General features: G+C 73.4%; 13 protein-coding genes and 1 pseudogene. 10 read left to right on the top strand and 4 right to left on the bottom strand.

What is annotated here, in order from left to right; all coding sequences use genetic code 11:
* Nucleotides 1–194: 194 nt before the first annotated feature.
* On the bottom strand, nt 195–1,382 hold the full coding sequence (locus tag QSK45_RS00135; protein ID WP_285551975.1) for a thiolase family protein: 1,188 nt from the start codon (nt 1,380–1,382) through the stop codon (nt 195–197).
* Between the two features lie 141 nt (nt 1,383–1,523).
* Between QSK45_RS00135 and QSK45_RS00140 the strand changes: the two genes are divergently transcribed.
* The 4 genes from QSK45_RS00140 to QSK45_RS00155 all read left to right on the top strand — a co-directional run bounded on the left by QSK45_RS00140 (nt 1,524) and on the right by QSK45_RS00155 (nt 4,098).
* Nucleotides 1,524–2,330, top strand: coding sequence for an alpha/beta hydrolase (locus QSK45_RS00140; RefSeq protein ID WP_285551976.1), 807 nt, complete (start codon nt 1,524–1,526; stop codon nt 2,328–2,330).
* A 200-nt stretch (nt 2,331–2,530) separates the two neighbouring features.
* Nucleotides 2,531–3,007, top strand: coding sequence for a Dps family protein (locus tag QSK45_RS00145; protein ID WP_285551977.1), 477 nt, complete (start codon nt 2,531–2,533; stop codon nt 3,005–3,007).
* A gap of 57 nt (nt 3,008–3,064) precedes the next feature.
* Nucleotides 3,065–3,409 carry a DUF3140 domain-containing protein gene (locus tag QSK45_RS00150; protein ID WP_285551978.1) on the top strand — a complete coding sequence of 115 codons (345 nt, stop codon included), beginning with the start codon at nt 3,065–3,067 and terminating at the stop codon, nt 3,407–3,409.
* Nucleotides 3,410–3,450: 41 nt separating this feature from the next.
* Complete coding sequence (locus tag QSK45_RS00155; protein WP_285551979.1) at nt 3,451–4,098, top strand: endonuclease; 648 nt, start codon at nt 3,451–3,453, stop codon at nt 4,096–4,098.
* 244 nt (nt 4,099–4,342) lie between these two features.
* On the opposite strand, the gene QSK45_RS00160 is transcribed toward QSK45_RS00155, so the two are convergent.
* Complete coding sequence (locus QSK45_RS00160; protein WP_285551980.1) at nt 4,343–5,104, bottom strand: SDR family oxidoreductase; 762 nt, start codon at nt 5,102–5,104, stop codon at nt 4,343–4,345.
* A 187-nt stretch (nt 5,105–5,291) separates the two neighbouring features.
* Between QSK45_RS00160 and QSK45_RS00165 the strand changes: the two genes are divergently transcribed.
* The gene (locus QSK45_RS00165) at nt 5,292–6,164 is read left to right on the top strand and encodes a helix-turn-helix transcriptional regulator (RefSeq protein WP_285551981.1); all 873 of its coding nucleotides are present in this window, start codon (nt 5,292–5,294) and stop codon (nt 6,162–6,164) included.
* Between the two features lie 420 nt (nt 6,165–6,584).
* Here the strand turns inward: QSK45_RS00165 and QSK45_RS00170 are convergent.
* Nucleotides 6,585–6,681, bottom strand: a pseudogene (locus QSK45_RS00170).
* A gap of 262 nt (nt 6,682–6,943) precedes the next feature.
* Between QSK45_RS00170 and QSK45_RS00175 the strand changes: the two are divergent.
* Nucleotides 6,944–7,300, top strand: coding sequence for a PadR family transcriptional regulator (locus QSK45_RS00175; RefSeq protein ID WP_285551983.1), 357 nt, complete (start codon nt 6,944–6,946; stop codon nt 7,298–7,300).
* Nucleotides 7,297–8,229 (top strand): hypothetical protein, encoded by a 933-nt coding sequence (locus QSK45_RS00180; RefSeq protein ID WP_285551985.1) that lies wholly within the window; start codon nt 7,297–7,299, stop codon nt 8,227–8,229. Before QSK45_RS00175 ends, QSK45_RS00180 begins: the two co-directional genes overlap by 4 nt.
* A gap of 57 nt (nt 8,230–8,286) precedes the next feature.
* Here QSK45_RS00180 and QSK45_RS00185 read toward each other — a convergent pair whose 3' ends face one another.
* Nucleotides 8,287–9,141 (bottom strand): Cof-type HAD-IIB family hydrolase, encoded by an 855-nt coding sequence (locus tag QSK45_RS00185; protein WP_285551987.1) that lies wholly within the window; start codon nt 9,139–9,141, stop codon nt 8,287–8,289.
* 162 nt (nt 9,142–9,303) lie between these two features.
* On the opposite strand from QSK45_RS00185, the gene QSK45_RS00190 reads away from it, so the two are divergent.
* The 3 genes from QSK45_RS00190 to QSK45_RS00200 all read left to right on the top strand — a co-directional run bounded on the left by QSK45_RS00190 (nt 9,304) and on the right by QSK45_RS00200 (nt 12,368).
* A complete protein-coding gene (locus QSK45_RS00190) occupies nt 9,304–10,110 on the top strand; it encodes an SAM-dependent methyltransferase (RefSeq protein ID WP_285551988.1) in 807 nt (268 codons plus the stop codon).
* Between the two features lie 135 nt (nt 10,111–10,245).
* Nucleotides 10,246–11,649 (top strand): glutamine synthetase family protein, encoded by a 1,404-nt coding sequence (locus QSK45_RS00195; RefSeq protein WP_285551990.1) that lies wholly within the window; start codon nt 10,246–10,248, stop codon nt 11,647–11,649.
* A gap of 191 nt (nt 11,650–11,840) precedes the next feature.
* Entirely contained in the window at nt 11,841–12,368 is a 528-nt protein-coding gene (locus tag QSK45_RS00200) for an NUDIX hydrolase family protein (RefSeq protein ID WP_285553337.1), read from the top strand.
* The last annotated feature ends 120 nt before the right edge of the window (nt 12,369–12,488 follow it).

Here is a 12,488-nt window from a genome sequence, read left to right on the forward strand (position 1 = left end):
TGTCGTTCCCTCAGGGACCTTTCCCTCAGGGACCTTTCCTCGGGACCATTCCTCGGGGACCTCTCCCTCAGAGGCCCATCCTTCCGAGACCGTTCCCTCGAAGATCTCTCCCGGGAGATCGACCCCGGGGACCGGTCCCCGGAGATCGATTCCGGAGACCGGTCCCGCGGCGGGAATCCCTCGTCGGACGGTCGCTAGCGCCGCTCGACCAGCACCGCGCTGCCCTGGCCCACGCCCACGCACATGGTGGCGAGCCCGCGCTCGGCGCCGGTACGGCGCATGCGGTGCAGCAGGGTGGTGAGGATGCGGGCGCCGGAGGAGCCGAGGGGATGACCGAGGGCGAGGGCGCCGCCGGTGGGGTTGACCAGGCCGGGATCGATGCCGAGCTGGTCGACGCAGGCGAGGACCTGCGCGGCGAACGCCTCGTTGAACTCGGCCTCCTGGAGGTCGCCGATCTCCCAGCCGGCCCGCGCGAGCGCCTTGCGGGTGGCGGGCACCGGCCCGATGCCCATGACGTCGGGGTGGACGCCCGCGGAGGCACCGGCGACATACCGGCCGAGGGACTCCAGGCCCAGTTCGCCGAGCGCCTCCTCGCTGACCAGGAGCAGCCCCGCGGCGCCGTCGTTCATCGGCGAGGTGTTGCCCGCGGTGACCGTGCCGCCCGCGCGGTAGACCGGCTTGAGGCGGGCCAGCTTCTCCAGCGAGGTGTCCTCGCGGATGCACTCGTCCTGCCGGACCACGACGCCGTCGGGGCGCTCGATCGGCAGGATCTCGTCGTCGAAGACGCCGTCCTTGCGGGCGGCGGCGGCGAGCTGGTGGCTGCGCAGCGCGAACTCGTCCTGCCGCTCGCGGGTGATGCCGTGGCGCGTGGCGACCTCCTCGGCGGTCTCGCCCATGGCGAGCACTCCGTGCAGGTCCTTCATCGCGGGGTTGGTCAGGCGCCAGCCGAGCCGGGTGTCGAAGGTCTCCATGCGGTGCGGCAGGGCCTCGTCGGGGCGGGGCAGCACGAAGGGGGCCCGGCTCATGGACTCGGAACCGCCGGCGATCACGATGTCGGCCTCGCCCGCGGCGATGGCACGGGCGGCGGTGGTGACGGCTTCGAGGCCGGAGGCGCACAGCCGGTTGACGGTGGCGCCGGGCACGGACTCGGGCAGTCCGGCGAGCAGGGCGGCCATCCGGGCGACGTTGCGGTTGTCCTCGCCCGCCTGGTTGGCGGCGCCCCAGTAGACGTCGTCGATCCTGGCGGGGTCGAGCGTGGGCACCTCGGCGACCAACCGGCGGATCACGGCCGCCGCGAGGTCGTCGGGCCGGACGGACGAGAGGGCGCCACGCAGCTTGCCGATGGGGGTGCGGCGGGCAGCCGCGAAGTGGACGGGACGCACGGCTTCGACTCCTGACCTACGACGGTGTGGATCAGCGGACCGGGACAGCACTTAATTAGCACTGCTAGTTTTGGACTATAGACCCCGGAACGGCCCCCTGGGAAGATCCTCCGGGACCGTACCGAGGCAGTTGGAGGAGAGATGCCCCACGTTCGCGCGCACCTCCTCGACGGCACCCGCGGCGAAATCGCCGTTCGCGAGTGGCCCCACCCCTCACCTCGCTTCCTCGCCCTGCTGGTGCACGGGTACGGCGAGCACGCGGGCCGGTACGACGGGCTCGCCGCCGTGCTCGCCGGGCAGGGGGCCGCCGTGTACGCACCCGACCATATGGGGCACGGCCGGTCGGCGGGCGAGCGGGTCCTGATCGAGGACTTCGAGGACGTGGTGGCCGATGTGGGCTCCGTGGCCGATCTCGCCCGCGCCGCGCACCCCGGGCTGCCGCTGGTCCTGGCCGGCCACTCCATGGGCGGCCTGATCGCGGCCCGTTACGCCCAGCTCCACCGCCCCGAACTCGGCGCGCTGATCCTTTCCGGGCCGGTGATCGGCGCCTGGGAGCTGCCGGGCCGGCTGCTGGCCCTGCCGGAGATCCCGGACACCCCGGTCAGCCCGTCCGCGCTCTCCCGCGATCCCGCGGTGGGCGCCGCGTACGCCGCCGATCCGCTGGTGTGGCACGGTCCGATGAAGCGGGCCACGCTCCAGGCGTTCGCGCGGACCCTGGACGCCGTCGCCGAGGGCGGCGACGTGGAGGATCTGCCCGTGCTGTGGCTGCACGGGGCCGACGACCGACTGGTGCCGTCGGCCGGTAGCCGGCCCGGCGTCGAGCGGCTCGGCGGCGACCTCACCGAGCGGATCTTCCCCGGGGCGCGGCACGAGGTGTTCCACGAGACGGTGAAGGACGAGGCGTTCGCGGAGGTGACGCGCTTCCTTGACCGGGCGCTGCCCCGCTGAGCAGGGCTGTTTGCCTCCCCCGACGCTGGGCACCCGCCCTTTCGGACGAGATCCGAGGTCGCGCGGACCGAGACCGCCGTACGGAGTCCGACGGCCCGACGAGGGCCGTACGGGCCTGATACCGGCGAAGGGCCGCCGACGCCGCCACGAGGCGTACGACCGCGACGGATACGACGCTGACGAAAGGGGACGCACGCACCATGACCGCGGTGAAGAGCACGCTGCCCGAGAAGGCCCTCGGTGTCACCGGGACCGCCCTCCAGGACACCTTGGTGGACCTGCTGGGCCTGTCACTGATCGGGAAGCAGGCGCACTGGAACATCGTCGGTCCCCGGTTCCGCTCGATCCACCTCCAGCTGGACGAGGTGGTGGCGACCGCCCGTGCCCACTCCGACACGGTCGCCGAGCGTGCCGCGGCGCTGGGCGTGCCCCCGGACGGCCGGCCCGAGACGATCGCCGCGACCTTCGCGCTGCCCGGGGCCAAGGACGGCTGGCTGCGGGACACCGAGGTGGTCGAGCTGATGGTCTCGGCCCTGGAAACGGCCGTCGGGCGGCTGCGCGAGCGGATCGCCGCCACGGACGAGTCCGATCCGGTGACGCAGGACCTGCTGATCTCGATCACCGCCGACCTGGAGAAGGAGCGCTGGATGTTCGCGGCGGAGAGTCAGACGCACTGACACCGACCCCGTCGGGAACGACCCGCATCGAACGACCCGCAGGGAAAGGGGAGCCCCATGGCCGACGCCCTGGAGACCGAGGCGCTGTGGGAGGACTTCCACCGCGTGGTGAACATGACCTCGGCGGAACTCGCGGCCTGGCTCAGGGTCCGCGACGCCGAGGAGGACACGGAGCCGCTGCCCGACGAGGCGGGCACCGCGACCGGTCGGCATGTCCTCGCCATCCTCCAGAAGCGCCGCACCGATCTCACCGACGACGACGTCCGCGTGATGTACAAGGTCGTCGACACCGTCGGAGGCCTGGTGGACGTGGAGGACGAGCCGGAGCCGGAACGGGCGCCGGAGGACACCCGGCGACGGCACCGGCTGATGACACTGGGCCACGATCCGCTCAAGCCCTAGCTAGTGGCCCCGGCGGCAGAAAGCGGCAGGGAGCGGCAGCCATGAAACGGGACGAACGCGTCGTACGGGAACTGGTGTCCGGGTACGGGCGGACGTACGCCGAGGAGGCGGGCATCCGGCTGGCGGACACGCCGCAGCCGCTGTACCGGCTACTGGTGTTGTCACTGCTGCTCAGCGCCCGGATCCGGGCCTCCGTGGCGGTGGCTGCCGCCCGCGCCCTGCACGAGGACCGGCTGGACAGTCCGAGCCGGATGGCCGACGCGGACTGGCAGCGGCGGGTCGACGCGCTGGGCCGGGGCGGATACCGGCGCTACGACGAGCGGACGGCGACCCAACTGGGGGACGGCGCCGAGCTGTTGAGCGAACGGTGGGGCGGCGACCTGCGTCGGCTGCACGAGGAGGCGGGCGGAGACACCGGGGAGCTGAAGCGGCTGCTCCAGGAGGAGCCGGGGATCGGCCCGGCCGGTGCCGACATCTTCCTGCGCGAGGCGCAGCGCGTGTGGCCGGACGTCGGTCCCTACCTGGACGGCAAGGCCCTCGACGGCGCCGAACGGCTCGGGCTGCCGAAGGACGCGGAGAAGCTGACGAAGCTGGCGAAGGACACCGAACCGGCCGTGCTGGCCGCGGCGTTGGTGCGGGCGGCGCTCGACAAGGCCGTGGTCGAGGACTGCCTCCAGCGCGCCGCGTGACGCCTTGCCGGGACGGCCCGGGGCCGGGCGGCGTACCGGCAGCGTGCGGTGGCCCGGGGCAGGTGCCCGGTGGTGTTTCCGCCCGCCGCCGCCCGGGACCGGCCGGGGTCGTCGGCCCGCTTCCGGACGGGTCCGCCGCCCGGCCGTCGCCGCCCGGCGGCGCGGGCCTCCGGGCACGGGACGCGTGGCCGGCCGTCGGCCGCCCGGGGCGACGAGTGAGGAGGCGTCCCGTGGGGGAAGGGCGTCAGCCCGCGCGGCCGGGGAGCATGGCCAGAGCCTGGGAGCGCCGTGCGACGAGGTCGTCGTAGGTGCCGTCGCGCTCGGCCCAGCGGTGCATGAGGACGCCCTTCACGAGGATCTCGTGCGGGGTGGGGTCCTGCGCGAGAAGGTGCATGACCTCGGTCGCGAAGTCGTCGAGCGGCAGCGCGTGCGGGTTGACCTTTTCCTGGCCCGCTGTGGCGACGGCCGGGGGGACGAGTTCGACGACGCCGACACCGGTGCCGTCGAGCTGCGCGCGCAGTGCCTCGGAGTAGGCGTGCACCGCGGCCTTCGAGGCGGCGTAGCTGGGCATGGGCGGGAACGGCAGGAAGGCGATTCCGGACGTGACGGTGACGAAGGTGCCGGTGCCTCGCCGGATCAGGTGGGGGGTGAAGGCGTCGATGACCCGGATGGTGCCGAGCAGGTTGGTGTCGATCGTCGTCTCCGCCGCCTCGAAGTGCGCGGGGTCGCGCAGGTCCTCCAGGAGCATGACGCCCGACATGGTCACCACGGTGTCCAACCCGGGGTACCGGGCGAGCACGGCCTCACGGAAGGACGCGACGGAGGCGGTGTCCGTGACGTCGATGCGGAACGTGCCGAATCCTTCCCGGGCGAGTTCCGCGAGTGCCTCCGGGCTGCGGCCGCCCACGGCCACGGTGCTGCCCGCCGCGGCGAATCGGCGGGCCAGCTCTCGCCCGATACCCGAGGTTCCGCCGACGACGAGAACGGTGCGGTTGGAGAGATCCACGAGATCTTCCCTTCAGTCCAGGGCGCCGACGGCGTTCAAGCCCGGCACAGACAGTGATGCTCTCTGCCTCATTCGAAACAGTGCTCCTGCAGTCTTGACGGCATCCGCCGAGTGCGGCAGGGCCCCCGTCCTCCCTGGTCCTGCCAGGACCCCCTCTGGGACACGCACATCGCACTACGGTGTGGGTATGAAGGACGAGGAATCCGGCAACCGGCTCGGCAGCTACCTACGGGCCCGGCGCGAGCTGGTCTCCCCGGCGCAGGCGGGACTCCCGCCCGGCGGCAACCGCCGCGTGCCCGGCCTGCGCCGTGAGGAGGTCGCCCTGCTCGCCGGCATCAGTCCCGACTACTACCTGCGCCTGGAACGGGGCCGTGACAAGAACCCCTCACCCCAGGTACTCGAATCACTCGCGCGCGTGCTGCGGCTCGACGACGTCGAACGGACCTATCTGCTCGGCCTCGCGGCGGCCCGCCCCAGGGCGCCGCGCCGCAGGCGGCCCGAGCACGTACCGGCCCGGGTGCACGAGCTGCTCGCCCACCTCCAGATCCCCGCGTTCGTCGAGGGGCGCGCCTTCGACGTCCTGGCCTCCAACCCCATGGCCGTCGCGCTCTCCCCCCGCCTGCGGCCCGGCCAGAACCGGCTGCGTTCCCTCTTCCTCGATCCGGAGGAACAAGCCTTCCACCTGGACTGGCCGAAGGCCGCGGCCGATTTCGTCGCCGCCCTTCGCACCACCATCGGGGACGACACCGACAACCCCCGGTTCGTCGAGCTGGTCGGAGAACTCGCGCTGTCCAGTCAGCGGTTCCGTACCCTGTGGGCCCGCCACGACGTCCGCGGTCTCGACGGAGGCACGACCACGGTCCACCACCCCGTCGTCGGTGAACTGCGCCTCCACCGGGACAAACTCCCCATCGAGGACGTCATCCTCGTCGTCTACTACCCCGACAGGGACAGCGACAGCGACGAAAAACTCCGGCTCCTCGCCGCACTCTCATCCACCGACTCCGCCGGCCCGGAGCATGACAGGCCCGCGGACGTCGCGCGTCCGAAGACACCTTGACAGTGAGGAGACGCCGGTCCCGCTCGGCCCTGTCGCGGGCCCGCCCGCCGAGGGTCCGGCGGCGCTGACGAGGCTCGTGCCGCCGAGGGTCCGGGCCGCGGCCGGCCCCTGTCTGCACGGGGTCGTCGGCGGCGGCGTCCTCATGGGCGGGTTGGACACGCCGACGTGTCCCTTCCGAAGGCTCCGCCCTGACTGACCGTCCAGCGCCCGCCGTTGCGGAGCGGGTCCGTCCCGAGCCTGCCCGCCACCCGCTCGTGAAGGCGGTCCATGTCCACGTCCGGCACCTGGTCGACCTCTCGGCCGGACCGGCCGGCAGCGACGTGGCCGAATCCGTGGCCTGCTCGCCACCGTGACCGCGGCTTGGGCGGGCCGCTTCTCAAGGAGCCGGTCGCGGTCCCAGGACGCCGACGGGGGCTCCGGCGGAGAGGGCAGGATTCGAACCTGCGTGGGCCCCCGAGGGGGCCCGACCGTGAGCCGAGCTCGCTGGTCCCCGATCAACCACTCCGGGCACCTCTCCCTGTTCCCGACGTCCGGTCTCCCGTGCCGGTCACAGGAACAACAGTGTCAGGTACCGCTGACCGGTCCCTGACGTCGCGCTGACCGCATACCGGCCGTGCCGGGCGAAACCGCCTGCCACCGACCGCGGTTCGACATGGCGGCCTCCAGATCGCGGACCCCGCGGGGCGGAAGCTCCGCCGAGGCGGCGCATCGGCCCTCGGAGCCGCGTTGCCGACACTCCACTCGACAACATATGCCGGTCGCCGATATATATAGGTGGCATGAGTGACCGACCGCTTCAGGAGCCGACGCTGCTCCTCCTCACCGCCCTGGCCGACGAGCCCAGGCACGGTTACGGACTGATACAGGAGATCGACGCGATCTCCCGGGGCCGCGTGCGGATGCGCACCGGCACCCTCTACGGCGCGCTGGACCGGCTGCTCCAACAGGGTCTGATCCGGGTCGAACGCGAGGAGGTCGTCGACGGCCGGGCACGCAAGGTCTACGCCCTCGCAGAGCCCGGACGCTCCGTGCTGGCCGCCGAGACCGAGCGCCTGCGCACCGTCGTCGCCGAGGCGGAGCGCCGGATGGCCGCCCGCCGTGCCACCGCCACCCGCCCGAAGGGAGCCCTCGCATGACGGAGCAGCGCCCGCCGCGCGCCCTTCGCTGGGCGGTGCGCTTCCATCCGGCCGCCTACCGCGCCGAGCACGAAGCCGAGTTGACCGCGATCTACACCGAGGCGACACAGGACGCCGGCCCGCTCGGCCGGCTGCGTGAGGCGCTCGACGTCGCCGGCCACGGCCTGCGGCGGCGTACCGGTCTGGGCTCCGACCGGACGGCCGGTCAGGTCCTCGCGCACGCGGCACCGCTGACCGTCGCCGCCGCCGCGGGCGGCAGCGTGGCGAGCCTGCTGTGGCTCTACACCCCCGGCGTGCGGGGCCTGCCCTCGTCCTCGTTCCCGGGTGCGCTCCTCCTGGCCGACCAGGGACTCGTGCCGCTGTTCTGGCTGGCCGCGCTGACGGCTGTCTGGACCGGCCGCTGGGGCGTGGCCCGGACGCTGGTCGTGCCGGCGACGCTGCTGCGGCTGGCCGACCTTCCCCTGCTCCTGCTCGCCCACTCCTTCCACGACACCTACGCGGGCGCCGCGCTGAACCTGATCGTGCCGCTGCTCACCGGCGCCGTGGTCCTCGCCGCGCCCGGGGACCTGCTCGGCTCCTCCCGGCCGCAGCGCACCGCGATCGCGGGCACCACCGCCCTGACCACCGTGCTGTGGGTGGCCGAACTCGTCGGCGTCTACCACCCTCTGGTGGGGGGCCCTCCCCTCACCCATGCCCTCTGGGCCGGGATCCTCGCGGCCGCTCTGCTCTTCAGCAGGCGTGACCGGTTGACCGCCGCGGGGCTGGCGGTGGCTCTGCTTCCCGGCGCGCTGAAGATGACCGTGTCACTGCTGTATCCGGTTTCGCCCGCGGGCGTGGGCGCCCTGCTCGTCATTCTGCTCAGCGGCGCGGTCTCCGTCGTGCGCGCGCGCCGGCGCCGCGCCCAGGTGACCCCGCCGAGCGCGGCATAGCGGGACGTCGCGGGACCCCGGCCGACGGCCCGGACCGAGCCGGGCGCGCCGGCCGGGTCACAGCCCGAGAACCCGGGAGATCGTCCGCAGGACGCCGTTCTCGTTGTTCGACGGTGCCAGGTGGCGGGCCCGGCGGACGACCTCCGGGTGGGCGTTGGCCATGGCGAAGGACCACTCGGCGGCGTCCAGCATCTCCAGGTCGTTCAGGTAGTCGCCGAAGACCATGGTCTGGGCGGGGGTGACTCCCAGGGTCCGCTGGAGGGCGCGCAGGGCGGTGCCCTTGTTGGCGGTGCGGGTCATGACGTCGACCCAGTGCTCGCCGGAGACGACGACCTGGTGGGTGCCGGCGAAGGGGGCGAGCGCGGGCGCGGTGGAGCGCTCGGCGGACCGGAAGTCGTAGACCGCGACCTTGATGACGTCGTCGTCCACCGCGGTGACGTCGTCGACGACGCGGTGCTCGACGTAGTAGCGGCGCACCTCGGCCAGGAAGGCCTCGTCGGTCCGCTCCACGTACGCGGCCCGCTTGCCGCAGACGACGGCGCCCGCGTCGCCGCCGGCCGCGTTCAGCCCCCGTACCGCCTCGGCGACCCCGGCCGCGACCGAGCGATCCAGCGGGTCGGAGCTGAGTTCGGCGCCGTCGCGGACCACGTAGGTGCCGTTCTCGGCGATGAAGACCATGCCCTCGGCGACGTCCGCGAACTGCCGGGCCAGCGTGGCGTACTGGCGGCCGCTGGCGGGGCTGAACAGCACCCCGCGCCCCCGCAGTTCGGCGAGCATCGGCCACAGGCCGGCCGGGATCCGCTTGTCGTCGTCCAGCAGCGTGCCGTCCATGTCGGTGACGATGAGACGGATGTCCGCGGGGCCCGCCGGGAGGCCGGGAACGTCGAGGAGGGGCGTGGGTATGGCGGACATGTCCTGCTTCCGGCCGGGGTCAGGGTACCGGTCCAGTGTCCCTCATGGGGGAGAACGTCCCGGGGCCGCCCCGAACCGCCGACCGTGCGCGGTTCCCGGGACAGCGCGATCGGGCGGCGGCACAATGACGGCGGGCACCCGCACGACAGAGGGGCGAAAGACGTGACCGACGGTGACGCTGGGACCACCGGAGCGCGGCTCGACACGTCCGTGGCGCACAACGCCCGGGTGTGGAACTACTGGATCGGCGGCCGCGACCACTACGAGGTCGACCAACGGGTCGGCGAGCACATCGCCGGGATGTTCCCGGTAATCCGCGAGGTGGCCCGCGCGGACCGCGAGTTCCTCGCGCGGGCGGTGCGGCACCTCACCGCCGAACAGGGCATCCGGCAGTTCCTGGACGTGGGCACCGGCCTGCCCACCGTGGAGAACACCCACGAGATCGCGCAGCGGGTCGCCCCCGAGTCGCGGGTCGTGTACGTCGACAACGACCCGATCGTGCTGGTGCACGCCCGCTCGCTGCTCACCAGCTCCCCCGAGGGCGTCACGGACTACGTCGACGCCGATGTGCACGATCCCGACACCATCCTGCGGCGCGCCGCCGACACCCTCGACCTCGACCAGCCGGTCGCGCTGATGATGCTGGGCATCGTCAACTTCGTCCTGGACACCGACGAGGCACGGGAGATCGTGCGGCGGCTGATGGCGGCGCTGCCCTCCGGCAGCCACCTGGTGCTCACCCACCCCACCACCGACACCGAGGTGGGCGGCGAGGGCAATGTCGCCGCGATGGAGTTCTGGAACGCCCACGCCACCCCGCCGATCATCGCCCGCGACCGCGCCGAGATCGCCTCCTTCCTCGACGGCCTCCACCTGGCCGAGCCGGGCCTGGTGCCCTGCTCCCAGTGGCGCGCCGAGCCGGGCGCCGCCGCGGTGCCGCAGTTCGGCGCGCTCGCGATGAAGCGCTGACGTCGCGGCGGCGGTGCACCCGCGGGACGCGGCCCTCGTGCCATGCCGCGGAGCCGCGCACGAGCGCGGACGGCGTCCCCCACCGGAACCACCCGTACCCCCGACCCCACCGGGCCCCGCCCGCGGAGGACACGTATGACCACTCTCGCCGACCCCGTGCCCGGCGGCCGTCCCGCCGACCTCAGCCGGGTCGCCTCCCTCACCGCCACGCTGGCCGCCCGGGGCGTGCGCGGCATCGTCCTGGCCTACGTGGACACGGCGGGCGTCACCCGGGTGAAGACCGTCCCGACGGCGCGCCTGGAGGCGGCGGTCTCCTGGGGTGTCGGGATGTCCCCGGTGTTCGACACCTTCCTGGCCGACGACTCGATCGTCACCACCGACGTCCTCGGTTCCCCCGACGGCGATCTGCGGCTCTACCCCGACCTCGACCCCCTGGTGGCGCTGGCCGGGCAGCCCGGCTGGGCGTGGGCACCGGTGGACCGGATCACACAGGAGGGCGAACGGCACCCGGGCTGCGCCCGCACCTTCCTGCGCCGAACCGTCGCCGAGGCGGCCGAGCGGCACGGGCTCGCCTTCAAGGCGGCGATCGAGGTCGAGTGGGCGGTCGGCCTCGGCTCGGCGCCCGCCGGGGAGTTCGTGCCGGCGGTGTCCGGACCGGCGTACGGCGCGATCCGGCAGGTGGAGCTGGGCGACTACCTCGCCGATCTGCTGGGCGCGCTCGACGCCCAGGACGTGGACGTCGAACAGGTCCATCCCGAGTACGCGGCCGGGCAGTTCGAACTGTCGACGGGCGCCCTCGACCCGGTGGCGGCGGCCGACCGCAGCCTGCTGGTGCGCCAGACCGTCCGGGCGGTCGCGCAGCGGCACGGGCTGCGGGTGTCGTTCTCCCCCGCGGTCCTCGCCGGGAGCGTCGGCAACGGCGGCCATGTGCACCTGTCCTGCTGGCACGACGGCGCCAACCTGCACGCCGGCGGCGAACGCCGGTACGGCATGACGCCCGAGGCGGAGTCCTTCGCCGCCGGGATCCTGGCGCACCTGCCCGCGCTGACGGCGGTCACCGCGCCCAGCCCGGCCAGCTATCTGCGGCTGCGGCCCTCCCAGTGGGCCGGCGTGTTCACCGCGTGGGGCCGCGAGACCCGGGAGGCGGCGCTCCGGCTGGTGACCGGCAGCGCGGGCCGGCAGGGGCAGGAGGCCAACCTGGAGGTGAAACCCGTCGACCTGGCCGCCAACCCCTATCTGGCGCTGGGCTGTCTGATCGCCGCGGGACTCGACGGGCTCGCGGCGAAACGCCCGCTGCCCGAGGAGGTCACCGGCGACCCGGCCCGCTACGGCGCGGACGAGGCGGCGGCGCTCGGCGTTCGACGGCTGCCGACCGCCCTGCCCGAGGCGGTGGCGGAGTTCCGCGCGGACGAGGTGCTGCGGGCCGCGCTCGGCCCGGTCCTCGCGGACGCGGTGAGCGCCGTACGCCTCGGTGAGGCGGCCGCCGCCGAGCAGCTGGACGACGCGCAGGTGGCGGCGGCCTACCGCTGGACGTACTGACCATGGCGCCCGCCGGAGCGGCCGGCGAAGCCGTGTGCACGCGGATGAGTCGACCCCTGTCCGACGCCCCGCGGATCGCGTCCCGGACCGGCCGCGACAACGCCCGCCGCCTGTGCGGACCGCCCGTATCGAACCGGTCCGCGATCCCCGCGGACGCCCCACCCGGAAAGTATGATCAAGCAATGTCTGACATGACCGAGACCACGCCCGGCTGGCTGACCACGGACGAGCTGGAGATGGCCAGGGCCCGGATGCCGATCCTGTACGTCGAGGCCGTGCCCGTGCGGGTCGACGACAGCGGTGAAGTCACCAGCATCGGACTGCTGTTGCGCATCGGACCGGACGGTACGGTCAGCCGGACCCTGGTCTCCGGGCGGGTGCTGCACCACGAGCGGGTCCGCGACGCGCTGCTGCGCCATCTGGAGAAGGACCTCGGACCGGTGGCCCTGCCCCGGGTCCCCGCCTCGCTCCAGCCCTTCACGGTCGCCGAGTACTTCCCGACGGCGGGCATCACCCCGTACCACGACCCGCGCCAGCACGCGGTGTCCCTCGCCTACGTCGTCCCGGTCACCGGTGACTGCCGTCCCCGCCAGGACGCCCTGGACCTGGTGTGGTTCAGCCCCGAGGAGGCCGCGTCGGTGGCCCTCCAGAGCGAGATGCCGGGCGGCCACGGCGCGCTGCTGAAGCAGGCACTGGCCCACGTGGGCCTGGTGTACTGACCCGGTTCCGGTGCCGGGGCGGCCGACCCGCCCCGGCACCGGGCCGCGCCCGACTCCCCTTCCCCGCAAGGTTTTTGCAAGGCGCCGGCAAGGCTTCCGTCCGGTCCACCGGGCAGATCC

The organism is Streptomyces hygroscopicus subsp. hygroscopicus (genome assembly GCF_030269125.1).
Taxonomy (GTDB): Bacteria; Actinomycetota; Actinomycetes; order Streptomycetales; family Streptomycetaceae; genus Streptomyces; species Streptomyces hygroscopicus_C.

Coding starts and splice junctions, on each gene's coding strand:
- QSK45_RS00140 (WP_285551976.1), top strand. CDS start 1,524: ATGCCCCACGTTCGCGCGCACCTCCTCGACGGCACCCGCGGCGAAATC.
- QSK45_RS00145 (WP_285551977.1), top strand. CDS start 2,531: ATGACCGCGGTGAAGAGCACGCTGCCCGAGAAGGCCCTCGGTGTCACC.
- QSK45_RS00150 (WP_285551978.1), top strand. CDS start 3,065: ATGGCCGACGCCCTGGAGACCGAGGCGCTGTGGGAGGACTTCCACCGC.
- QSK45_RS00155 (WP_285551979.1), top strand. CDS start 3,451: ATGAAACGGGACGAACGCGTCGTACGGGAACTGGTGTCCGGGTACGGG.
- QSK45_RS00165 (WP_285551981.1), top strand. CDS start 5,292: ATGAAGGACGAGGAATCCGGCAACCGGCTCGGCAGCTACCTACGGGCC.
- QSK45_RS00175 (WP_285551983.1), top strand. CDS start 6,944: ATGAGTGACCGACCGCTTCAGGAGCCGACGCTGCTCCTCCTCACCGCC.
- QSK45_RS00180 (WP_285551985.1), top strand. CDS start 7,297: ATGACGGAGCAGCGCCCGCCGCGCGCCCTTCGCTGGGCGGTGCGCTTC.
- QSK45_RS00185 (WP_285551987.1), bottom strand. CDS start 9,141: ATGTCCGCCATACCCACGCCCCTCCTCGACGTTCCCGGCCTCCCGGCG.
- QSK45_RS00195 (WP_285551990.1), top strand. CDS start 10,246: ATGACCACTCTCGCCGACCCCGTGCCCGGCGGCCGTCCCGCCGACCTC.
- QSK45_RS00200 (WP_285553337.1), top strand. CDS start 11,841: ATGACCGAGACCACGCCCGGCTGGCTGACCACGGACGAGCTGGAGATG.